The sequence below is a fragment of the Rhizobium sp. LARHSG275 genome, assembly GCF_052871115.1.
Window position 1 is genome coordinate 167,993 of sequence record NZ_JBIXJN010000004.1, and the last position, 21,523, is coordinate 189,515.

At 59.6% G+C, this 21,523-nt stretch carries 19 protein-coding genes and 1 pseudogene; 13 read left to right on the top strand and 7 right to left on the bottom strand.

From position 1 onward, the window contains the following. The first annotated feature begins 894 nt into the window (after nt 1–894). On the top strand, nt 895–1,884 hold the full coding sequence (locus tag ACIPSK_RS06360; RefSeq protein ID WP_162115625.1) for a potassium channel beta subunit family protein: 990 nt from the start codon (nt 895–897) through the stop codon (nt 1,882–1,884). 393 nt (nt 1,885–2,277) lie between these two features. Here the strand turns inward: ACIPSK_RS06360 and ACIPSK_RS06365 are convergent, their stop codons facing one another. Beyond that, complete coding sequence (locus ACIPSK_RS06365; RefSeq protein WP_018493339.1) at nt 2,278–2,490, bottom strand: hypothetical protein; 213 nt, start codon at nt 2,488–2,490, stop codon at nt 2,278–2,280. A gap of 170 nt (nt 2,491–2,660) precedes the next feature. Between ACIPSK_RS06365 and ACIPSK_RS06370 the strand changes: the two are divergent. From ACIPSK_RS06370 to ACIPSK_RS06415, 10 genes and pseudogenes are all read left to right on the top strand, one after another. After that, nucleotides 2,661–2,950: pseudogene (locus ACIPSK_RS06370) on the top strand (hypothetical protein); the annotation flags it as partial. Nucleotides 2,951–3,222: 272 nt separating this feature from the next. Next, the gene (gene repA, locus ACIPSK_RS06375; RefSeq protein ID WP_446532695.1) at nt 3,223–4,416 is read left to right on the top strand and encodes a plasmid partitioning protein RepA; all 1,194 of its coding nucleotides are present in this window, start codon (nt 3,223–3,225) and stop codon (nt 4,414–4,416) included. A 3-nt stretch (nt 4,417–4,419) separates the two neighbouring features. Next, nucleotides 4,420–5,421, top strand: a complete 1,002-nt coding sequence (gene repB, locus ACIPSK_RS06380; RefSeq protein ID WP_017967369.1) for a plasmid partitioning protein RepB — start codon at nt 4,420–4,422, stop codon at nt 5,419–5,421. 154 nt (nt 5,422–5,575) lie between these two features. After that, a complete protein-coding gene (gene repC / locus ACIPSK_RS06385; RefSeq protein ID WP_017967368.1) occupies nt 5,576–6,871 on the top strand; it encodes a plasmid replication protein RepC in 1,296 nt (431 codons plus the stop codon). A gap of 114 nt (nt 6,872–6,985) precedes the next feature. Further along, nucleotides 6,986–7,870, top strand: a complete 885-nt coding sequence (locus ACIPSK_RS06390) for a dihydrodipicolinate synthase family protein (protein WP_446532696.1) — start codon at nt 6,986–6,988, stop codon at nt 7,868–7,870. 7 nt (nt 7,871–7,877) lie between these two features. Then, nucleotides 7,878–8,555 carry a GntR family transcriptional regulator gene (locus ACIPSK_RS06395; RefSeq protein WP_017967366.1) on the top strand — a complete coding sequence of 226 codons (678 nt, stop codon included), beginning with the start codon at nt 7,878–7,880 and terminating at the stop codon, nt 8,553–8,555. A gap of 55 nt (nt 8,556–8,610) precedes the next feature. Then, on the top strand, nt 8,611–9,939 hold the full coding sequence (locus tag ACIPSK_RS06400) for an ABC transporter substrate-binding protein (protein WP_017967365.1): 1,329 nt from the start codon (nt 8,611–8,613) through the stop codon (nt 9,937–9,939). Next, complete coding sequence (locus tag ACIPSK_RS06405) at nt 9,939–10,877, top strand: carbohydrate ABC transporter permease (protein ID WP_170258409.1); 939 nt, start codon at nt 9,939–9,941, stop codon at nt 10,875–10,877. The genes ACIPSK_RS06400 and ACIPSK_RS06405 overlap by 1 nt, the downstream gene beginning before the upstream one ends. Next, complete coding sequence (locus tag ACIPSK_RS06410) at nt 10,877–11,692, top strand: carbohydrate ABC transporter permease (RefSeq protein WP_170275928.1); 816 nt, start codon at nt 10,877–10,879, stop codon at nt 11,690–11,692. The genes ACIPSK_RS06405 and ACIPSK_RS06410 overlap by 1 nt, the downstream gene beginning before the upstream one ends. Before the next feature lie 18 nt (nt 11,693–11,710). After that, complete coding sequence (locus tag ACIPSK_RS06415) at nt 11,711–12,691, top strand: sugar kinase (protein WP_446532697.1); 981 nt, start codon at nt 11,711–11,713, stop codon at nt 12,689–12,691. Between the two features lie 25 nt (nt 12,692–12,716). On the opposite strand, the gene ACIPSK_RS06420 is transcribed toward ACIPSK_RS06415, so the two are convergent. From ACIPSK_RS06420 to ACIPSK_RS06430, 3 genes are all read right to left on the bottom strand, one after another. After that, complete coding sequence (locus tag ACIPSK_RS06420) at nt 12,717–13,562, bottom strand: carbohydrate ABC transporter permease (RefSeq protein WP_017967361.1); 846 nt, start codon at nt 13,560–13,562, stop codon at nt 12,717–12,719. 5 nt (nt 13,563–13,567) lie between these two features. Then, nucleotides 13,568–14,506: a carbohydrate ABC transporter permease gene (locus ACIPSK_RS06425; protein WP_017967360.1), complete on the bottom strand. Its 939-nt coding sequence runs from the start codon at nt 14,504–14,506 to the stop codon at nt 13,568–13,570. An 88-nt stretch (nt 14,507–14,594) separates the two neighbouring features. Beyond that, on the bottom strand, nt 14,595–15,842 hold the full coding sequence (locus ACIPSK_RS06430) for an ABC transporter substrate-binding protein (protein WP_446532698.1): 1,248 nt from the start codon (nt 15,840–15,842) through the stop codon (nt 14,595–14,597). Between the two features lie 573 nt (nt 15,843–16,415). Here ACIPSK_RS06430 and ACIPSK_RS06435 point away from each other — a divergent pair. After that, nucleotides 16,416–17,450 carry a LacI family DNA-binding transcriptional regulator gene (locus ACIPSK_RS06435; RefSeq protein ID WP_446532699.1) on the top strand — a complete coding sequence of 345 codons (1,035 nt, stop codon included), beginning with the start codon at nt 16,416–16,418 and terminating at the stop codon, nt 17,448–17,450. Nucleotides 17,451–17,469: 19 nt separating this feature from the next. Here the strand turns inward: ACIPSK_RS06435 and ACIPSK_RS06440 are convergent, their stop codons facing one another. Together ACIPSK_RS06440 and ACIPSK_RS06445 are read right to left on the bottom strand one after the other, a co-directional pair. Next, nucleotides 17,470–18,405 carry an alpha/beta hydrolase gene (locus ACIPSK_RS06440; RefSeq protein WP_446532700.1) on the bottom strand — a complete coding sequence of 312 codons (936 nt, stop codon included), beginning with the start codon at nt 18,403–18,405 and terminating at the stop codon, nt 17,470–17,472. Continuing rightward, on the bottom strand, nt 18,402–19,550 hold the full coding sequence (locus ACIPSK_RS06445; RefSeq protein ID WP_446532701.1) for a Gfo/Idh/MocA family protein: 1,149 nt from the start codon (nt 19,548–19,550) through the stop codon (nt 18,402–18,404). The genes ACIPSK_RS06440 and ACIPSK_RS06445 overlap by 4 nt, the downstream gene beginning before the upstream one ends. A 282-nt stretch (nt 19,551–19,832) precedes the next feature. Between ACIPSK_RS06445 and ACIPSK_RS06450 the strand changes: the two genes are divergently transcribed. Continuing rightward, nucleotides 19,833–20,651, top strand: coding sequence for a sugar phosphate isomerase/epimerase family protein (locus tag ACIPSK_RS06450; protein ID WP_017967355.1), 819 nt, complete (start codon nt 19,833–19,835; stop codon nt 20,649–20,651). Between the two features lie 92 nt (nt 20,652–20,743). On the opposite strand, the gene ACIPSK_RS06455 is transcribed toward ACIPSK_RS06450, so the two are convergent. After that, nucleotides 20,744–21,505: a DeoR/GlpR family DNA-binding transcription regulator gene (locus ACIPSK_RS06455; RefSeq protein ID WP_003550157.1), complete on the bottom strand. Its 762-nt coding sequence runs from the start codon at nt 21,503–21,505 to the stop codon at nt 20,744–20,746. Between the last annotated feature and the right edge of the window lie 18 nt (nt 21,506–21,523).

Below are 21,523 nucleotides of genomic sequence, written 5' to 3' on the forward strand. Positions count from 1 at the left end.
GCAAAACAAGAAATGGCAAACATTCGTTTGCCGGGTAAGTCAACATTGGGCGGGATTCCGGCGGCTAGCGTTGGAGTGGCAGCGGAAGGTCCAAAGGATTGGTATCGGATTACGCGGGCTTCCAGGCTGCCGCACGGATCGTCGGCGACGCCTCGGTAATGAGTTGACCGCACGCGGGAGTTTATCGGCAACACCGGCCGTCATGCCGTCGGGCTAGCAATGCGCGTGGTAAAGGGCTGGCGGTTGGAGGACGCCTTTCCAACGACTTGGTTGTCGGCGAGAGTGGCGTGTGAACTGGCCCGGCCGAGGGCGCGGTTAAAGGAAGGCGGCGGGCCCTCATGTTGCCCACCGCCCACCCCTCCCGGCGTCCGCCGCCACGGTCGGGAGGAGAAGTGAGCCTATCTGAGCCAAGGCACGGTTTGTATCCAAGCAGACAAACAAAGATGCGGTGTCATTCCACAGTCACATAAGCATTTGTGAGGAGTGGTTTGCCGACAGGCGAATGTCATTGAAGTTGCTGCGATCATTGCAGCGGTGCCTGTGGATAGGCTGTGGATATCCGGTGGATGACAGGATCAATCAGCGCGCGATAACGTCGCAGTTTCCAATCGCATGTTGCCTATCCGTTCCGAATCTCATCATTCTACCGTTGCTGCTGTCGACTTCCGCCGCAAACGTCGTCGATCGCATGCCACGGGGCGCTCCGACTGATGTCGTGGAGCGCCCTTTTCTTTGGATTCGGCGTCTCGTCACAAAAGAGGGTATGAGAACCGTAGCTGAGCCTCGCATATCGTTGCTCATGCCATAGATTACGCCAATCGGTCGTTGATCAATCGGGCGACACCGACCCCGGTGACCGGCCGGTACCTATTCATAACTTTCGGGAGTTGCATGATGGAATATCGACGTTTGGGAAGGTCGGGCCTGAAGGTGAGCGAGTTCTCTTTCGGCTCATGGGTCACATTCGGCAAACAGGTCAATGGAGGCGACGCCGTCGACCTCATGAAGCTTGCCTACGACAACGGGGTGAACTTCTTCGACAATGCTGAAGGATACGAAAGCGGCAGGTCCGAGATCGTGATGGGCGAGGCGCTCAACCGACTTGGCTGGAGCCGTGACAGCTTCGTCGTCTCCAGCAAGGTCTTCTGGGGAGGCCAGAAGCCCACACAGCGCGGCCTGTCGCGCAAGCATGTGACCGACGCCTGCCATGCAGCGCTCAAGCGGCTTCAGGTCGACTACCTCGACCTTTACTTCTGCCACCGCCCGGATATCGACACGCCGATCGAGGAAACGGTCCGGGCGATGCATGATCTCGTTGCCCAGGGCAAGGTGCTCTATTGGGGCACGTCGGAATGGTCGGCGCAGCAATTGACGGAAGCCTATGCCGTTGCCCGGGATCTGCGCATCACGCCGCCGACCATGGAGCAGCCGCAGTACAACATCTTCGAACGCCAGAAGGTCGAGTCCGACTACTTGCCGCTCTATGACCTGATGGGCCTTGGCACCACGACCTGGTCGCCGCTCGCCTCGGGCGTCCTGACCGGCAAATACAACGACGGTGTTCCGGCCGACAGCCGGATGAACCTGCCGGGCTACGAATGGCTGAAGGAGAAGTGGTCCAGCGATGCCGGCCGCGCCCAGCTCAGACAAGTCGGCGAGCTCGCAAAGCTCGCGGACGAGATCGGCATGTCGATCACGCATCTCGCCCTTTTGTGGTGCCTTGCCAATCGGAACGTCTCGACCGTCATTCTTGGAGCCTCGCGCGCCAGCCAGTTGCAGGACAATCTCGCGGCCCTCTCACACCGACAGAAGATGACGTCTGACGTTCTGGACCGGATCGACACGATCGTCGGAAACAAGCCCGAAGGACCGCGTCGCTTCTAGGCGAACAAATCTCCCTCGACGAGCCGGATTAAGTGTCGTCGAGGGAAAAGCGCCAGCTATGTTACCAGCACCATGGTGCTGCGGGCGGCGGTGGGAATGTTCGAGAATGTGAGGTGCCGCGTAGCGACCCGTACATCCCAATTTCGGTCGTTAGCGAAGCACGTCTTCATCGCAGGCTGCCGCCCCGCTAGTTGCCCCAGACGACGGCTTCCTCATGACGCTTGATCAGGTGGCGCAAGCTCTCGAAGCCGGACCTGACAAACTCGGCGAAGTGATGAGCACGATTTCGTGCTGGCGCGGGAGTAGAGCCTCTCGGGCGGGTCGGGCAACTGCCCAGGCGATTATTTCCGTGCCAGCGGTTATCTCTAAAGCGCCGGATGCTGAGAAGGATCTTCAGATTCCAAGCACGGTCACGAGCGGGGGCGTGAAGTCCTTGAAGCCCAATCTCGGCCAGTCGCACCTTGTGTCAAACCTCGTTTTCGGTTCGTGGCGCTGACATTTCGGGTTGGTCTTGAAGGCGTATCCGGGCAAGGTGACATATCTGGCATTTGCCGTGCAAAGGGCAATGGCGATGCACAGCGTCAATGCGGAGCACATGGTTCTCATGGCACACCTCCAGGCGTCGTAGGAACCTTCAAGTGCGGAGAATTTCCGGTCGATAGTTCTCCCACTTTTGCCGGCCCCCCGCCATTCGCCTAATAGGAGGTGGCGTGGCGTCGTGAGTAATCCATTTAGTGGAGCATTGGCTAAGCGTTCAAGAAACCTGCATAAAATCCCAGACCTCATCGGGGTCGGTGGCGTCCAGCCATACGCTGAGGATTCATCGAAACGATACTTTCGAACGCACAGGCTGGTCGGGCGCCTCGATGACGAACGAAATCGGCGGATCGCAATCGGGCGTCACCACGTCAAGCAACCGGCCGGCGCAAGCGGACGCTACAAGCTTCCGGCTATCGTCTCGATCTGACCGACGCGAGCGGCAAGACCGAGACCATGAGCATGTTCGAGCCGGACAAAGGTTCCGACGGTCAACGGCAACAACTACCTGAAGGATGATGGGAAATAGAGAGGCAGCGCCCAAGCTGTTGATAAATCCGGCTTATACGGCGACGTCATTGATCTCGGTCGGCTGGAAAGCCACCGTGGGTATCAGTCACTTCGAGCCCTCGGCGAATAGGCGAATCACCGGAAATCTGTGTCATGTCGTCGGCCGTCTCGGCGGGCTGAAACGGACGGTTTGGTTAAGCATTTGTAAATTGGTAACGAATCGAGGCATATAGTAACTGCGCAACTGAAGCGCTTTCGTTCAAAATTGCGCAGTTACCTGGGAAAAAGATCATGCAGCCGAGTCTTGCTCTTCAAGACGATCAAGAGCACCTCCCATCGCTTCTGGCAACAGATGCGAAGGAGTTATCCTATCAACTTCAGCAGCATCAGGCAAAAATCTTTCCCCCGCTCTCGCAAAAGACCATCAGAACATTTTCGCCGGCGGAAGCTGCAGCCTTTATCGGCATCGGCGAAGGTTATCTCCGCCAAGTAGCCGCCGACGGCCATGGGCCCGATCCGCTCGCAAACGGACGGCGGCTTTACAGTGCAACGGACATGGACCGGATTCGCCGGGTCCTCGACGAGCGAAACGGAACGCCGAAATATGTGCCGGCCCGCCGGCCCGGGGAAAAGCTCCAGATCATCTCCGTCATGAACTTCAAGGGTGGCTCGGGCAAGACCACTACTGCGGCCCATCTGGCGCAGTTCATGGCGCTTAGGGGCTACCGCGTGCTCGCCGTCGACCTCGATCCGCAGGCCTCCTTGTCCGCCTTGTTCGGTCATCAGCCGGAGTTCGACGTCGGAGAGGGCGAAACGATCTATGGGGCGATCCGATATGAGGAGCCGCGCCCCATCGCCGACATCGTGCGCGCCACCTACACGCCCAATCTGCATCTCATTCCGGGCAATCTCGAGCTGATGGAATTCGAGCACGAGACGCCGAAGGCGATGGCGTCGGGTACGGCGGAGACGATGTTCTTTGCCCGCATCGGCGAAGTCCTGACGGAGATCGAAAGCCTTTACGACGTCGCGGTCATCGACTGCCCGCCGCAGCTGGGGTTCCTGACGATGTCGGCGCTCTGCGCGGCCACCTCGGTGTTGATCACGGTTCACCCGCAGATGCTGGATGTCATGTCGATGTCGCAGTTTCTGACGATGACGAGTGAGTTGATGTCGGTCGTCGAAAAGGCCGGAGGGCGTACCAGCTATGACTGGATGCGCTATCTGGTGACGCGGTTCGAGCCAAATGACGGACCGCAAAGCCAGATGACCGGCTTCATGCGGGCGATCTTTGGCAATCGAATGCTCCACAACGCCATGGTGAAGTCGACGGCAGTGGCCGACGCCGGTGTCACCAAGCAGACACTCTACGAGGTCGAGCGGTCGCAGTTCACACGCGGAACCTACGATCGGGCTCTGGAGTCCCTCAACCTCGTGAACGGCGAGATCGAGGCGCATATTCGCTCGACCTGGGGAAGGAAATAGCAGATGGCGCGCAAGAACCTCATCGAAATTTCCGCTCCGAACCCGGAAAGGATGGACGCAGTCGCACCGCGTGACAATCGTCCGATCGCCGGATTCGTGCCGCAGGAGCGCAGTGCCGCGCCTGTCGGCGGTATCACCAAGACGCTCGGCAACATTACCGAGAAGATGGAGCGGGCAAGTGAGCTGGAACGGCAGCTCGCTGCCGGCCAGACCGTCGTCGAACTCGATCCCGGACTGATCGATGCTTCCTTCGTCAGCGATCGATTGGCGATCGACGCGGCCGAACTCGCGCAACTTGTCGAGCAGATCCGCGAGCATGGGCAGCAGGTTCCGATCCTTGTCCGCCCTCATCCCGAAACCAGGGGACGCTATCAGGTCGCCTACGGCCATCGGCGCCTGGCTGCCACCCGAGAAATCGGCATCCGGGTGCGCGCGGTCGTCCGCGATCTCACCGACGGTCAGCTGGTTGTCAGCCAGGGACAGGAAAACAGCGCTCGAACCAATCTCTCCTACATCGAGCGCGCGCTCTTCGCATCGCGGCTCGAGGAACGCAGCTTTGGCCGCGATGTCATCATGGCGGCTCTCGGCGTGGACAAGGCGGCGCTGTCGAGAATGCTGATCGTCATACGACAGGTTCCCCTGGACCTCGTCAACGCCATAGGCGCAGCACCCGATATCGGCCGCCGGCGATGGCTGGAACTGGGCGAGCGGCTTGAGAAAGCCGACGTCGACAAGATCATCGTGGAGTTGTCCGCGGACGACGCGCGCAAAATTTCGAGCGACGAGCGGTTTCAGCGGGCACTCGTTCTGGCGACGAAGAAGACGGCTGCGCCGAAACCGGCGGTGGCCAAAACTCAGGTTAGTGGCGTGCCTGTCATGATTAAAAAAACAGCGTCCGGTGCAACCTTCGTTTTCGACGCCAAGACCGCACCCGGTTTCGATCAATTCGTCCAGGAAAGGCTGAAGGGCCTGTTCCAGGAGTTCAACAAGGTCAGAGGAGCGTAGCGCGCAAAAGAAAAAGGCCCCCAACGACGCCGTCGTGGAAGCCCTTCTCAGATCTTAAGCACATCGAGAATCGCATTTCCACGAATCACAGTCAAGCGTCTTAGGCACCAAATTGGTGGATGGTTTTCTTTTGCCTGAACGAAGGTGAAGGCAAATGGAGAGTGGATATGTGACGACGCCCTTTGGGCGGCGGCCGATGTCACTTGGCATGCTGGCAAGCCAGCAACTGGCCGAGACCATCGAGCCGGGGATGAAGCGCAGCAAGTGGAAGCTGTTCAGGGCGATCTGCGAAGCGCGGCCGGCGCTCGGCGTTACCGATCGGGCGCTGACGGTGCTCGACGCGCTTCTGACCTTCTACCCAGACGACGAGATCTCCGAGGAGAAGGGCCTGATTGTCTTCCCGTCGAATGCGCAGCTTTCGCTTCGCGCCCGCGGCATGACGCCAGCGACCCTCAGGCGGCATCTTGCCGTTCTGGTCGAGGCCGGCCTGATCCTGCGCAAGGACAGCCCGAATGGAAAGCGCTATGCGCGACGCGACAGGGCAGGGACCGTCGGCGAGGCCTTCGGGTTCAGCGTAGCACCGCTTCTGGCGCGTGCAGTCGAAATCGAAAACCTGGCCGCCCAGGCGGTTGCCGACCGGGAACTGCTGCGCGCGATCAGGGAACGGTTGACCATTTGCCGGCGCGACATCTCCAAGCTGATTGCGACGGCCTTCGAAGAAGAGGTCTCCGGTGATTGGGAAGGCATTTCGGTGATGTTTCGAACGCTCCTCGCCCGGATTCCGCGCGTGGCGACCACTGAGCAATTGACCCCGCTACTCGATGAGATGGGGTTGCTTCGGGCTGAAATCGTCAACTTGCTGGAAAAGCAGATAAAAACACAAAAAATAGACGCCAATGAGTCTCAGATTGAGCATCACAAACAGAATTCAAATCCCAACTCCACATATGAACTTGAACCAAGCTTCGAGACGAAGCAGGGCGAAAGGGCAGTTGCCGATCTTGAACCGAATGCCGGACCGCCGGACGAGCAAAGACTGAAACAACCGAAGCTTTCCGGCAACAGGGCGGGGGGCGCCGCCGATCCAGGGGCTGGGCATAACCTGAAATCCTTCCCGCTCGGCCTCGTCCTCCAAGCCTGCCCCGGTATTCTCGACTACGGGCCTGGCGGAACCATCGGCAACTGGCGAGATTTGATGTCGGCTGCTGTCGTCGTGCGCTCGATGCTCGGCGTCAGTCCCTCGGCCTATGAGGAAGCCTGCTCCGGCATGGGGCCGGAAAATGCCGCCACCGTGATTGCCTGCATTCTGGAAAGGGGAGGCCACATCAACTCGCCCGGCGGCTATCTCAGAGATCTGACCCGCAGGACCGAGAGGGGTGAGTTTGCGATCGGCCCGATGCTGATGGCGCTCGTGCGGGCGAACGGGCCAACAGCAAGGCGTGCCAGTTGACCGGAGGGAAGCCGCGGCCGCGACAAATCGTGTAACGAGACGGTGTGCAATCACCTCTTTACATCTAACATGTTAGTCTGCTACATCTGAGCCGGTAATTGGGAGGAGGCATATTTGACACAAAAATTCGGGCTCTCAGTCGCTCTCGCCACACCATTCGACAGCCACGGCGGCATCATGATCGAGGCGATGATCGAGCAGGCACGGCGAAGCCTCGCGGCCGGATGTTCGAGCGTGACGCTGTTCGGGACGACGGGTGAAGGTTGTTCCATCGGAACCAAGGAACGTGAACGTGTCCTCACTTCCATGCTTGATAATGGGATAGCAGCAAAGCAAATCATCGTCGGCGTGCTGGTCGACGCGGCCGAGGATGCGGCGATGCAGGCCGGGCATGCGCTTTCCGAGGGAGCCCGCAATATCCTTCTTGCTCCCCCTTCCTACTTCAAAAACGTCACTGACGACGGCGTCTTCCAGTGGTTTTCGGCTGTTTTCGCCATCCTGGGCGAGAAGGCGCGAGACATTATCGTCTACAACATTCCCTCGGTCACCATGGTCCCGCTGAGCGTATCGCTGATCGGCCGGCTGCGGACCGCCTTTCCCAATATCGTCACGGGCGTCAAGGATTCCTCCGGCGACTGGCCTTTCACGGAAGCGCTGTTGAAGGCGCATGGCGATCTTGTCATCCTGGTGGGGGACGAACGTCATCTGGCGAAGGGCGTGCGGCTTGGCGGCCAGGGTGCGATCTCCGGCATGGCGAATTTCGTACCCCACGAAGTCAAGCTGATGGCAGAGGACGGCAAGGACGATTCCCGCATCGAGGATTTCGTCGATGAACTGCTGAAATTTCCGGTGACCGCTGCCGTAAAGGCCATGGTGGCTCATTTGACGTCGGATGAAATCTGGCTTGCGGTTCGCCCACCACTCGTTTCAATATCCGGCGAAGGGCAGGCGCAACTCGCTCTTGCGTTCGACACTCTTTTCCGCTCGAAAGTGGCATAGGGCGGACATGTTTCTGGGAGAGGCGATGGACGGAACGGACGAGCAGCCGACACTGCGGGAAAAGGCGTATGAGAGCTTCACACGCCACCTTCTTGCGCGTGACGTGCGCCCCGGCCAGTTCGTTTCGCAGCGCCGCCTCGTCGAGCTGACGGGGTTGACGCTTGGCGCCATCCGCGAACTCATCCCGAGGCTCGAAGCCGAAGGCCTGATCAAGACGGTGCCCCAGCGGGGGTTGCAGATTGCGCATATCGACCTGAACCTTATTCGCGAGGCGTTCCAGCTGCGCGTCTTCCTGGAGAAGGAGGCGGTCGCGCTTTTCACCCGCTCTGCGTCGGACGAGACGATCGCCGGGCTGCTGAAGCAGCATCGGGATATCGCCGACGCCATTCGAAACGGCGATGGATCGCACGAGTTGGAGGTGCACGCGCAAGCTGTCGATTGGGGCATGCACGATGCCTTTATCGATGCGCTTGGAAATACCATCATCTCGAATGCCTACCGGGTGAACTCGATCAAGATGCGCCTGATCAGTCAGGATCGTTTTCGCATCGATGGTCACGTCGGACCTGTCATGGGCGAGCATCTGAAAGTGCTCGAGGCGATCGAAAGACGATCGGCGGAGGACGCCGTCAACAGCCTTGTCGCACACATTAATCACGCAAGAGATCGTGCGCTCAGGATATAATCGGAAATAAACAGCCGGGGGTGAGGAGATCGCCGGCAAAAGGAGGAGGTACCACATGTCATCGTTTTTGAACCCGACGAGGCGCGGCTTTCTGGCGGGTACGGCCGCTTTTGGCGCCAGCAGCATGCTCGGCGTGCGGTTGGCGTCGGCTGCCGTCGATTGGAAGCGCTTTGCCGGCACGACGCTCGAAGTCAACCTGGTCAAGAGCCCGCGCAGCGAAATACTTCTGAAGTACCTGTCCGAATTCGAGGAGCTTACCGGCATCAAGGTCAATGCCGAAGCGACGCCCGAACAACAGCAGCGTCAGAAGACGACCATCGAGCTGAGCTCCGGCAAGCCGAGCTTCGACGTCGTGCACATGAGCTATCATGTCCAGAAGCGGCAGTTCGAAAAGGGCGGCTGGCTTGCGGATATCGGCGGTTTCCTCAAGGACCCCTCTCTGACCGACCCGTCTCTGGTTGAAACCGACTTTGCCGAAGCCGGCCTGACTTTTGCCAAAGATCCGGACGGCGTTCTGCGTTCGCTTCCATTCTCGGTCGATTACTGGATCATCTATTGGAACAAGGCGCTGTTCGAGAAGAAGGGGCTTTCCTACCCGACGACGTTCGAAGAACTCGCCAGTGCTGCGGAGGCGCTCACCGATCCTTCGAGCAACACCTACGGCTTCGTCGCCCGCGGCCTGAAGAACGCCAATACGCCGGTCTGGACGTCGCTGCTGCTCGGCTATGGCTCGAGCCCGCTCGGCCCTGATGGCAAGCTGCGCACGACATCGCAGGAAGCGATCGATGCGGCCAAGCTCTATCAAAGGCTGATGACCAAGACAGCCCCTCCCGGCGTCTCCGGCTTCAACTGGGCCGAGGCGCAGTCTGCCTTTCTGCAGGGCAAGATCGGCATGTGGCTGGACGGTGTCGGTTTTGCGCCGCCGATTGAGAATCCGGAAAAGTCCCGCGTCGTCGGCCAGGTCGGTTACGGCATCATGCCGAAAGGTCCGAAGGCACAGGCCGCGGGCACTTTCGGCGACGGGCTTGGCGTCGTCGCGGCAAGCCAGAAAAAGGAAGCCGGCTATCTCTTCTGCCAATGGGCGATTTCGCATGAAATGGGCGCACGTCTGCTGCAGGCTGGCGCCGGTGTTCCTTTCCGCCAGTCCGTCCTCGAGGACGCAAAGGTTCGCGAAGGCGTCAAAATGCCGGGTGCATGGCTTGATGCCGTCGTCGGTTCCGGCAAGATCTCGCAGCTCGCGCTGCCGGTCATCATTCCGGTCACCGAGTTCCGCGACGTTTATGGCGTCGGTCTCACCAACATGATCGGCGGCGCCGATCCCGAAACAGAACTGAAGGCAGCGACGGCACAGTTCGAACCCGTCCTGGCAAAAAGCGAGGGATAATGGCCTCGACAAGCATCGAAACGGCTGCCGTGGCCAAGACGTTGAAAGGAAGGAGCAAACCGGATCGGTTTGCTCCCAACTACTGGCCCTTCGTCATCCCGGCGCTCATCGTCATAGCCGCCGTCATCGTCTTTCCGTGGGTATTTACGGTCTGGATGAGCGTCAACAGCTGGACGCTCGGCCAGTCGCAGGTCTTTGCGGGGCTGGACAATTACGTGCGCCTCGCTTCCGACATTCGCTTTTGGGAGTCGCTGTGGCACACAGTGCTCTATACGACGCTCTCGGTGGTGGTTCCCCTGTTTCTGGGGACGCTCGCGGCGCTGATTTTCGATGCTCAATTTCCGCTGCGCGGTCTTATACGCGGCATATTCGTGATGCCGATGATGGCCACACCCGTCGCCATTGCCCTCGTCTGGACGATGATGTTCCATCCGCAGCTCGGCGTCCTTAACTATCTCCTCTCCTTCATCGGCATCGGCCCGCAGGAGTGGATCTATAATCAGAGCAGCGTCATCCCGTCGCTGGTGCTGGTCGAGACCTGGCAGTGGACGCCGCTTATCATGCTGATCGTGCTCGGCGGTCTGGCGGCGGTTCCGCGCGAGCCCTATGAAAGTGCTGAAATCGACGGCGCCAATGTCTGGCAGAAATTCCGCTATCTGACGCTGCCGATGATTGCGCCGTTCCTGATGATTGCCGTGATCATCCGCAGCATCGATGCGGTGAAAAGTTTCGACATCATCTATGCCATGACCCAAGGCGGTCCCGGCACGGCGTCGGAGACGATCAACATCTATCTCTACAACACCGCTTTCGCCTATTACGATATCGGCTATGGCTCGGCGATGGCGGTTGTCTTCTTCATCCTCATCGTCCTGCTCTCCTTCGTCCTTATGATGCTCCGGCAGCGCGTGAACTGGTCCGACGGGGAGGCACGCTGATGAAGCGCAAGACACTCGATCGCATCGGACTGCTGTTTGTTGCCCTGGTGATGATCTCGCCGGTCGTCCTGTTCTTCCTCTGGATGATCTCGCTGTCGCTGAAATATGAGATCGACAGCGGCGCCTATCCGCCGATCTTCATTCCGGAGCGCTTGGCCTGGTCGAATTATCTGAAGGTCTTCGAAGAGAATAACTTCTTCCTCTATCTCTGGAATTCGGTGCTGGTGACGGGTGCGGCCACGCTTCTGGCGCTGCTGATAGGCGTACCGGCCGGATATGGCATCGCACGGCTGAAGGCGGAGAAGTCCGCTATGGTCATCATGATAGCGCGCATGACGCCCGGCCTTTCCTTCCTGATCCCGCTCTTCCTGCTGTTCCAGTGGTTGAATGTGCTTGGCACGCTCATGCCGCAGATCATCATCCATCTCGTCGTCACCGTGCCGATCGTCGTGTGGATCATGATCGGCTATTTCGAGACGACGCCGATGGAGCTGGAAGAGGCTGCAAGCATCGACGGCGCGACACCCTGGCAGGTTTTCCGCTTGGTCGCCTTGCCCATCGCCAGGCCGGGCATCGTCGTCGCCTTCATCCTGTCGGTCATCTTCTCGTGGAACAACTTCGTCTTCGGCATCGTGCTCGCCAGCCGCGAGACGCGCACGCTTCCTGTGGCGGTTTACAACATGCTCTCGTTCGAGCAGGTCAGTTGGGGACCGCTCGCGGCTGCCGCGTTGATCGTCACCTTGCCTGTGCTGATATTGACGGTATTTGCGCAACGGCAGATCGTGGCGGGCCTGACGGCCGGAGCCGTCAAGTGAGCGGGTGAGACAACGGTTTTGACGACTTCTTCTGCCTTCGAGCAGCCTCCCGGTCGGGCGCGCCGCGTTTTGTGTGTCGGCGCGGCGGTTATGGACACCGTATTTCGCGTGCGCTCGTTGCCCACCGGCCAGGGAAAAATTCTGCCCTACGATATGCTGCAGATCGCCGAGGGCATGGCGTCGAGTGCTGCCTTTGCGGTCGGCCGGCTGGGCGGCCATGCCAGCCTCTGGGGTGCTGTCGGCAATGACGCCACCGGCGATCGCATCATTGCCGATCTCAGCGAGAGCGGTATAGATACGAGCGGCATGCTGCGTGTGGAAGGCGCCCGCTCGGCGATCTCTACCATCCTTGTCGATGATCAGGGCGAGCGCCTCATTGTGCCTTTCTATGATGCGGGCCTGCACGAGACGGTCAAGCCGGTCACAGCAGAGGACATTTCTTCTTTCGACGCGGTTCTGGTTGACGTCCGGTGGCCGAAGCTCGCACTGGCGACGCTGTTGGGGGCCCGAGAGGCAGGCAAGCCGGCCATTCTCGATGGCGATGTCGCAAGCGATGGCGTGATCGAGATGCTGGCGCCGGCAGCCAGCCACATCGTGTTCTCGCAGCCGGCGGCCGAACGGCTTTCTGGAGCAGCCGAGCTGGTGAAGGTCGTCGGCCTTTTGAAACGAAAGTTCGAGCATGCTTTCGTCAGCGTCACCGCTGGCGAAAACGGCTGCTTCTGGTTCGATGACCTGACCGGCGAAGTCTTCCATTTTGCCGCTCCGAAGGTGAGGGCCGTCGATACGCTCGCAGCCGGCGATATCTTCCATGGCGCTTTTGCGCTGGCTACTGCGGAAGGCATGCCGATCGAAGAGACGATGCGCTTTGCATCCATGGCGGCGGCGCTCAAGTGCCAAGTGTTTGGCGGTCGCACCGGGGCACCTAACAGAGCCGAGGTCGGCGATGCCCTGCGGGATTGGGACGTCGGCGTTAGCCGCAGCGCTTTGCTCCCGTTATGAAATTCGAAACGCGATCAGCGCCCCATCAGCTTTTGACTGAGCCGGCGGTCATGCCCGCCAGGAAGTAGCGTTGAGCAACCAGATAAAGGACCAGGAGGGGCAGGGAACCGAGCACGCTCATCGCCATCATCTCGTTCCATTCGAAGGCGTGCTGGCCCATCAGAAGCTGGATACCGATCGGAACCGTCCTGAGGTTCATCGATTTCGTCAGCGTCAGCGCAAAGAGGAATTCGTTCCAGGCTAGCAGAAACGTGTAGACCGCCGTGGCAACGATCCCGGGGATGGAGACGGGAACGATGACGCGCCAAAGCGCCGTCCAGCTTGAGCCGCCGTCGACAAGGACGGCCTCGTCCAGTTCTTTCGGCAGCGTGTTGAGATAGCCTGTCATCAGCAGGACGGCGTAAGGCAGGGTGAAGACCATGTAGGTGAGGATCAGCGCCAGATAGGTATCGAAGATCCTGAAGGCGACCACCATTCCGAAATAGGGGATGAGAAGGGTGATCGGCGGAACGGTCTGGGTGCTGATGATGAAGATGTTCAAGGTGTTCTTGAACCGGAACTGATAGCGGCTGAAACCGTAGGCGGTCACGATCGCGACGACCAGAGTCAGGCAGGTGACGACGCCGGCCACGAAGTAGCTGTTGATGAAGAACCGCACTTTTACCGGATCGTTGAAAATCGTCAGATAGGCGGCGACCGTAAAATCATCCGGCAACAGCCGCGGCGGAAGGGCGAAGATTTCCGTATTCGATTTCAGCGAACTGAAAAACATCCACACGATCGGAAAGGTGGAGAAGACAAGACCGATCGCCAGGCCGAGATAGGTCAGGATGGTCGGCAATGCCGAACTCTTGAAGGAACGCTTTGCCATGGCGGTTACCTGCGCTGCTGGTGTTTGATATAGAAATAGGTAACGCTCATCGAGATGATCAGGATGATCATCGCACTCGCCGAAGCCAGTGAGAATTCGTACTGGGAGAAGGCGAGTTTATAGGTGAAGGTGGAGAGCACTTCCGTCGAATAGATCGGGCCGCCGCCCGTCGTCATCCACACCAGCGGAAAAACCTGCATCGTCCAGATGAAATCGAGGAGCGCGATGCTGATGATGATCGGCATCAGCTGCGGAATGGTGATGTACCAGAACTTTTGCACTTCGTTCGCGCCGTCGATACCGGCTGCCTCGTAAAGCTCCTTCGAAATGCCCTGGAGGCCGGCGAGCAGGCTGACCATGTAGAGCGGATAGCCTGCCCAGATGTTTGCGAAGGTCAAAGCGTGGATGGCGGTGCGTGTCGACGAAAACCACTCGACCTTGAAGTTGATGATATGGAGCGCCATCAGCACGCTGTTTATGACGCCGTTCGGGTCGAGCAGCAGGCGCCAGATGATGGCGATAATGACGGCGGTGAACAGCCAGGGCAGGATGAAGAGTACACGCAGGATGCTGCGAATAAGCGGATCGACGCGGTTGGTGTTCAACAGCAGCGCAAAGGCCAAGCCGATGATGAAGTGGAAGACGACGCTCATGATCGTGAAGTAAAGCGTCTGTACCAACGATTGCCAGAAGACCGGATTTTCGAAGATGGTCATATAATTCTGGACGCCCGCGAAGGCAGCGTCCTTTTTCATGATGGCGCCATCCATCAGCGAATATCTGAAGACCATCACCATGGGGAACAGCATCAGCAGCACAAGCAGCAGGCTCGCCGGCGAAACGTAGAAATACGGCACCAGCTTCCTCAAGGTGCTGTAACGAAGCCATCCTTTTCTCCGCGCTTTGGATTGCGCAACGACCAGAGCCGTAGCCGAATGGTTCATGAGCTGTGACTTTCTATTCTGCCGAAATTTGACGACTTGCACCGGCAGCGCCTGTTTGCGCTGCCGGTGATCCGTGAAAGCGACGTGCTTAGAACTTCGCCAGCCAAGCCTTCTCGGTGTTGGCGGCTGCCTCCTTGGCTGACTGCCCGCCGTCGAACATCTTCTGAACTTCGACATTCATGTCGCGCATCAGCTCTTCGGCAACCGGAAGGCCGACGAATTCGTTCGCCGGATAACCGCTCTGGAAGATTTTGAAGGCTTCCGCGAAGATCGGGTCCGAGGCCACGAAGTCCGGCTTGGCATGGACGTTGCCGGGGAAGGCGTTGGCAATCGAGACCAGACGGCCGTTGACGTCAGGGCTCATCAGGTATTCGACGAGCTTCCAGGCCTCTTCCTTGTGCTGGCTGCCCTCGCTGATGCCGATGCCCCAGGACGCATAGGGCATGCCGCGCTTGCCTGTGTAGCCGTCAGTGGCCGGCAAGGCGGAGATGCCGAAATTGAGCTTCGGATTGCGCTCGCGGATGAGGTTCACATGGGCGAGGGAATCCACCATCATGCCGACGCGGCCGTTGACGAATTCCTCGACCTTGTCCTGTTCCTTCTTGGCGAAGATGCCGGGAGAAATAACGCCTTCCTTGTTGAGGGAGGCGATATAGTCGAGCGTGCCGACGACGGCGGCATTTTCGAGGTCAGGCTTGCCGTCCTTCATCATCGAGGCGCCGGAGGCCCAGACCCAGGACATCACGTCGTTCTGGATACCGCTCGGAGACTGCAGCGACAGCGGCAGAACCCAGCCGTACTGGTTCTTCGAGGCGTCGGTCATCTTCTTTGCGGCTTCGGCGAATTCCGTGCGCGTGGTCGGCAGCTTGTCGACGCCGGCGGCCTTGGAGATATCCAGATTGACGAAGACCGGGTAGACGAAGGATGCCAGCGGGAACATCACGCTCTTGCCATCGACCTTGACGATATCGGTGATCTGGCTCTTGTCGTATTTCGCCTTCTCCATCAGTTCGTCCATCGAGGCGATCGCGCCCTGCTTGGAGAGCCCGTTTACCCAGGCACCATCCAGCCCTACCACGTCGCTCAGCGTTCCGGAGGCTGCGCCGACGACGATCTGGTCACGCGTCGTGGCATAGGGACCGCTAACCAGCGTCACCTTAATGCCGGGATTTTTGGCCTCGAAATTGTTCATAATGCCGCGCAGGGCGCCGGACGGCATTTCGGGTTCCCACCATTGAATGAACTCGATGGTGGTGTCGGCAAACGCGGATGTGGCGCAGAGCGCCCATACCGCTACGGCCGCCCGCATGGTCACGCCGAATTTCCTGATATTCATCTGTGCCTCCCAAAGATTGTCCCGTTAATCGATCCTCCTCAAGATCGTAGGCAAAGTAGGTTCCCTGGAGCCCCTAGCTGTCAATGAAGAACTGCGATCGGGAAAAGATGGGAGGCCGGCATGCACGGCGCGTGTTGAGTTAAATCGTTGATGGAAAACAATAAAATTGATTGACATCGGCAGTAATTTTCTACAGCATTTGTGTTGCTTGTGATGCATTTTTTCTTTACTTTCGTAAACAAATGAAAGTTTACCCAACAGAATGAAAAGCGTGGAACCTGGCGTCTTCACTGCAAATTTGGGAATTTGGGGTGCTGAAACAAGCACCTTTTGCAACCACGCAGCGCAGACGGTGCAATTCGCAGTGAAGGGAATATTTCGATTTTCGAAAGGGAGGGCGGAGCCTGCACCAAAAACGACGGATCACGCCGGCTTACGCGGTGATTTTCGACGCTTCAGGATCCGAAGATCACCTGTACAAATTGCCGAATGCGTGATTTGGCGCGCCAGAGGATCGGCCGTTGCGTGAATCATTGCCGATCGGTTGTCGTCGTCCCGCCAGTAAGGAATTGAATGGCCAAGAAAAACTATAAATCGATGGACGACTTCGCGACCGCCGCCGGCGTCTCGCGTCCGACCTTGTCGAAATATTTCGATGACCCCTCGCAGATCAAGGAGGTGACCCGCAAGCGGATCGAGGCGGCTCTCAAGAAGTCGCATTTCGAGCCGAACCTTTTCGCGCGGCATCTCAATCGCAAGCGGACCAGGAATATCGGGATTCTGGTCCCGACCATGTCGGATCCCTTTTATGTGCAGGTGGTGTCGCTGATTGAGCTGGAGTTGCGTGAAAGAGGATTCTGGCCCGTCCAAATCTCTTCGCACACGCGGCCGGAGCTGGAGGCGGAGGCCGTGCGGACCTTACTCTCGCTGAAGGTCGCGGGTGCGATCGTGGCGCCGCTCGGAGCCGGTTCGCGCCGTTCCGCGCTGGAAAGGCTGAGGGATGCCATACCCGTCGTCTGCTTCGACAATCCTGCCGACGCCGACCTTCCCTATGTCGGCAACGATAACGCGCAAAGCATGGCAGCCATTGTGCAATATCTCTGCCGGTCCGGTGAGCCGCCGATCTTCCTGGAAATTCCGCATATGACCGAAAATGCCGGCGAGCGGCAGGAGAGCTACCGCGCGACCATGCTGAGGGAAGGGCATTCCCCGCTGGTCATAGATTGCGACGCGCCACCTTCCTGGGAATTCGAGCGTCTCGGATACGAGCAGATGCAGAGAATTCTTGGCACTGGCGGTCTTCCGGGCAAAACGCTCCTATGTGCCAACGACCGCTTCGCTTTCGGCGCGATGGCAGCCGCCTTTGCGTCGGGACTGAAAATCGGCCGTAGCGACACGTGCGACGTGCGCATCGCCGGACACGACGATCACCCGCTTAGCCGATATACCTGTCCGTCACTGACGACCATGGCCCAGAACGCACCCGAGATCGCCGCGAAATCCGTGGAGCTTTTGTTGGCACACATCGAAAGCGAGGATGATGGAACGACCCCGGTGACGAACAGGGTGATCCTCGAGGCAACGCTTGTTATGCGCGATTCGGCTTGAGACTGGGCGGGTTCCCGTTTCAACGGGCAAGCGCAGGGTCCATGGTGCGCCATGCCATTGCAATGGCTTCTAGAGCCTCCTGCCCCTCCGGAATGGCCCCGCGCTTCGACACGAATCCATGAATCTGTCCGGGCCAGGTGCAGCTTGTGGCCTGCGCTTCCGAGCTGAGCCGCTCGGCATAAGCGGCCCCTTCGTCGAACAGCACGTCATATCCGGCAAGGATCACCAGTGCCGGCGCCACGCCCGTCAGCGACGCCACGCTCAGCGGCGAGGCGCGCCAATCCGACCGGCTTTCGGCGTCCGGCAGGTAGTGGTCTCGGAACCATTTCATCGCTGCGGCCGTCAAGCCGAAACCCTCTTCGTAACGTGAGTAGCTGTCGCTTGTCTGCAACTGGTCGGTCACTGGATAGATCAACACCTGTCCGATGATATCAGGCACCTGTCCGTCCCGCGCCAGCAGGGCGACGACGGCGGCCAAATTGCCGCCGGCGCTATCGCCGGCAACGATAATCCGCAAGGGATCGATGCCGAGCGCATCCGCCTGTTCCGTCATCCAGACGAGTGCGGCGGCGCAGTCGTCGATCGCTGCCGGAAAGGGATGTTCGGGGGCGAGGCGATAGTCGGGTGAAACGACGACTGCGCCCGCCATATTGGCCAGCGTCCGGCAGATATCCCCATGGGTTTCGGGCGCGCCGATCACAAAGCCGCCGCCATGGAGATAAAGCAAGGCCGGTGCGCCCCGGCGCGGCGCAGCGCGGCCGCGCCATATCTTCAACCTGATTGCGCCTGCATGCCTTTCCAGGATCTCGGCTACGTCTTCAAGCGGCCGCTGGATGTCTGCGAAACTATCGAGATACTGCTGCCGCGCCAGCGCCGGGGTGCAGCTTTCGACCGGCGTTTGCGGATCGCCAGGCCATGCAAGGGCGCGTTTGGCGGATTCGTCCAATTGGATCATGCCAGCAAACTCCTCGCTTCGTCTTCCCGCAATTCTTTTGGCTGCGCGACGATACCCGGAATGGTCTGCGCCGTACCGGTTTCACCTGCACGCAGGATCGCTTCCATGACTTCGAGCACGTGCAGTGCGAGATCGCCCGAAGCGCGTGGCGCACGGCCTTCGATGATTGCGCGCGCGAGATCGGCAAGACCAAGCATGCGGTAGTTGGCCCGATCCGGTGCTGCGATCGGCCAATTGACGGCGCCGAAAAGTTCGCCGGATGTATCCGTTTCCTGCCAGGGCGCGCCGCGGCTGGAGAGCGCGACGGAGCCGCCGAAATTGTCGGGGTCGGGCAGGCGTAGCGAGCCTTCGGTTCCGTGGAGCTCGATGGGATGGTTGGAGTGGCGGAAGACGTCCCAGGAGGTGCCGAAGGTGACCGTGGCACCGCAATCGAATTCCAGCAGTGACAGCACGCTGGTCGGCGTACCGACTTTGAATGTGGCGCCCTGTTTCGGCCCCTCGGCGGTGATGAGCCGCTCTTCCTGCCCGCTTGTGGCGACGGCCTGCACACGGCGGATCGGGCCCATCAGATTGACCATCATCGTCAAATAGTACGGTCCCATATCCATGACCGGGCCTGCGCCGGCCTGATAGTAGAAGCTGGGGTCCGGATGCCAGTGCTCCATGCCGCGCCCCATCATGAAGGCTGTCCCGGTCACCGGCTTGCCGATGGCGCCGGCCTCCATCTGCCGCCGGGCGTGGCGTCCGGCTGCGCCCAGGAACGTGTCTGGCGCCGAGCCGAGCATGAGGCCCCTTACGGCGGCGGCATCCACCAGCCGGCGTCCTTCTGCGGCCGTGACACCGAGCGGCTTCTCCGTGAAGACATGCTTGCCTGCCGACAGCGCCCGCATCGAAACGTCAAAATGCGCAGCCGGGATCGTCAGATTGAGGATGAGGTCGATGCTCTTATCGTCAATGAGGCTATCGACGTCAGCCGCCCGCAGATCGAACTCCGCCGCGCGGCGCTTGGCGGCGTCTGCGTTCAGATCTGCACAGGCGATGATTTCGACGCCGCGAAACAGCGGCGCGTTGCGCATATAGGCGAGCGAAATATTGCCGCATCCTACAACGCCGATCCTGAGTTTCATACCATTGGTCTGTGCCATCTAAGAACCTGATTTTGCCGATGCGGGTGCGAAGGGCTGAGAGGTGCGTTACATCTTAATCGCAAGGAATAAAATATATTGACGTACGGTAACATTTGACCGTACGTAATGGCAAGACGCTGGCGTCGCAATCCCCGCTGAAGAGCCCGCCGTTCCGGTCTTCGGCCGCCTCTCCAGGCGGAGGAGGTTTGGCAAGGCCGGCGAAGCCTCCGAGGATTGCACCCGCGGGGAAGTCGCCGGCTTCGGTATCGGCTGCATCAATGGACAGGTCAGGATTAAGATATGAAAAATGCTGAGCTGCAGATCGGCTGCCAGACATTCACCTGGGAGATGCTGGGTACCGGTTGGGGCGGCGGTCCGGACGATCTGGTGCGCGCCATTGCCGACGGCGGATATGCCGGTATCGAAATCACCGACACGATGATCGGTCACTACGCGCTCAAGCCTGCCGACTTTGCCCGCACCCTGACGGACGCCGGTTTGGCGCTGGTTTCCTTTGCTTTCGGCTCCGCCAGCGGCTTCACGATGGCGGAAAAGATTGCCTCCGATCTCGACACGGCGCGGCGATGGGTCGATTTCGCGGCGAACTTTCCCGGCGCGATGATCTCGATGGGATCGGCGACGGTCGTCTCGGACGGCCCGCGGGATGAGAAATTCGCCATTGCGGCCGAGTGCTACAATCGTGCGACCGAGATCGGACAGTCGGCCGGCGTTGCCGTTGCTGTTCATCCTTCCTCGCACCACAACACGCTGCTCTTTACCCGGAACGAGTATGATCGCCTGTTTGCTCTCTTGGACCCGCGGGTGGGTTGGGTGCCGGATACCGGCCATATCCTGCGAGGCGGCCAGCAGATCGGCGATACGCTGGCGGCCCACCGGGACCGGATCCGCTACGTGCATCTGAAGGATGTGGACGCCGACGGGACCTGGGCGATGCTCGGCGAAGGCGTCTGCGACGTGCCTACCGTGATTTCGGCCGTTCGGGATGCGCCGAACTTTATCGGCTGGATCGTGGTGGAAGAAGAATCGGACCATGCCGGATCCGATCCTGCCGCCGCCGTTCGCGCGAACCGCGAGACGCTTCGACGTCTGGGGTTTTAGCCCATCTCGTAGTCCGTGGCGTCGGCCAAAGCCATCCGTCGACGCCAAAGCCTCCCCTGTCTCTCTTGTAAATTGGAGAAGTGGACTGCAGGTCACGCGTAGCGAACCTCCACGCCCAGCTTGTCCAGCCTATGGCGAATGCTGTGCGGCATGTTGCTGTCCGTGATGATCAGATCGACGCGCGATAGCGAGAAGGCTTTGGACGAAGCGCCGATGTCGAATTTGCTCGAATCCGCCACGAGGACGACACGCCGGGCCATGCGAACCAGGTTACGCTTGGTCCGCGCCACGTCCTCGGAGACATCGACGACATCGAAGGCCTGATCGATTGCGTGGGCGCCGACAAAAGCCTGGTGGGCGACGAGGCCGCCGACCGCTTTGTCGGAGTCCTGTACGATCGTGCTCACGGTGCTGGGAAACACGCGGCCGCCGATCATGTGCACGTCGAGCCCTGGCCGGTACATCAGATGCTGGGCGATGTTCATTGCCGTTGTCGCAACCACGACGTTGTTGACCGGTGGCATCTGCATGGCAACCTGCAGCAGCGTCGAACCGCTGTCGAAGACGATCGACTGATTGTCGATGATCTGCCGCGCAGCCATCTGGGCGATGCGTCGCTTCGCATCGAAATTGCGTTGCATGCGTTCCTCGAAGGCCGCTGCCGGCGAGTCGGATGGCAGGGCGATTGCACCGCCATGCGTTTTGATCAGCTGCTTCTTAGCGTCCATGATTTCAAGATCGGAGCGGATCGTCACTTCCGAGACCTCGAAAAATTCCGCGAGCTGGCGGGTGCGTGCCTGACCGACCCGTTGAAGTTCCAGCATGATCTGCTGCCGCCTCTGTTCTGCAAGCATATGTGATCCCGACTGCTG

What these genes read in the sequence shown, in the direction of transcription:
- ACIPSK_RS06360 (WP_162115625.1), top strand. Translation starts at nt 895, where the DNA reads ATGGAATATCGACGTTTGGGAAGGTCGGGCCTGAAGGTGAGCGAGTTC.
- ACIPSK_RS06365 (WP_018493339.1), bottom strand. Translation starts at nt 2,490, where the DNA reads ATGAGAACCATGTGCTCCGCATTGACGCTGTGCATCGCCATTGCCCTT.
- repA (WP_446532695.1), top strand. Translation starts at nt 3,223, where the DNA reads ATGCAGCCGAGTCTTGCTCTTCAAGACGATCAAGAGCACCTCCCATCG.
- repB (WP_017967369.1), top strand. Translation starts at nt 4,420, where the DNA reads ATGGCGCGCAAGAACCTCATCGAAATTTCCGCTCCGAACCCGGAAAGG.
- repC (WP_017967368.1), top strand. Translation starts at nt 5,576, where the DNA reads ATGGAGAGTGGATATGTGACGACGCCCTTTGGGCGGCGGCCGATGTCA.
- ACIPSK_RS06395 (WP_017967366.1), top strand. Translation starts at nt 7,878, where the DNA reads ATGTTTCTGGGAGAGGCGATGGACGGAACGGACGAGCAGCCGACACTG.
- ACIPSK_RS06400 (WP_017967365.1), top strand. Translation starts at nt 8,611, where the DNA reads ATGTCATCGTTTTTGAACCCGACGAGGCGCGGCTTTCTGGCGGGTACG.
- ACIPSK_RS06405 (WP_170258409.1), top strand. Translation starts at nt 9,939, where the DNA reads ATGGCCTCGACAAGCATCGAAACGGCTGCCGTGGCCAAGACGTTGAAA.
- ACIPSK_RS06410 (WP_170275928.1), top strand. Translation starts at nt 10,877, where the DNA reads ATGAAGCGCAAGACACTCGATCGCATCGGACTGCTGTTTGTTGCCCTG.
- ACIPSK_RS06420 (WP_017967361.1), bottom strand. Translation starts at nt 13,562, where the DNA reads ATGGCAAAGCGTTCCTTCAAGAGTTCGGCATTGCCGACCATCCTGACC.
- ACIPSK_RS06425 (WP_017967360.1), bottom strand. Translation starts at nt 14,506, where the DNA reads ATGAACCATTCGGCTACGGCTCTGGTCGTTGCGCAATCCAAAGCGCGG.
- ACIPSK_RS06430 (WP_446532698.1), bottom strand. Translation starts at nt 15,842, where the DNA reads ATGAATATCAGGAAATTCGGCGTGACCATGCGGGCGGCCGTAGCGGTA.
- ACIPSK_RS06435 (WP_446532699.1), top strand. Translation starts at nt 16,416, where the DNA reads ATGGCCAAGAAAAACTATAAATCGATGGACGACTTCGCGACCGCCGCC.
- ACIPSK_RS06440 (WP_446532700.1), bottom strand. Translation starts at nt 18,405, where the DNA reads ATGATCCAATTGGACGAATCCGCCAAACGCGCCCTTGCATGGCCTGGC.
- ACIPSK_RS06445 (WP_446532701.1), bottom strand. Translation starts at nt 19,550, where the DNA reads ATGGCACAGACCAATGGTATGAAACTCAGGATCGGCGTTGTAGGATGC.
- ACIPSK_RS06450 (WP_017967355.1), top strand. Translation starts at nt 19,833, where the DNA reads ATGAAAAATGCTGAGCTGCAGATCGGCTGCCAGACATTCACCTGGGAG.
- ACIPSK_RS06455 (WP_003550157.1), bottom strand. Translation starts at nt 21,505, where the DNA reads ATGCTTGCAGAACAGAGGCGGCAGCAGATCATGCTGGAACTTCAACGG.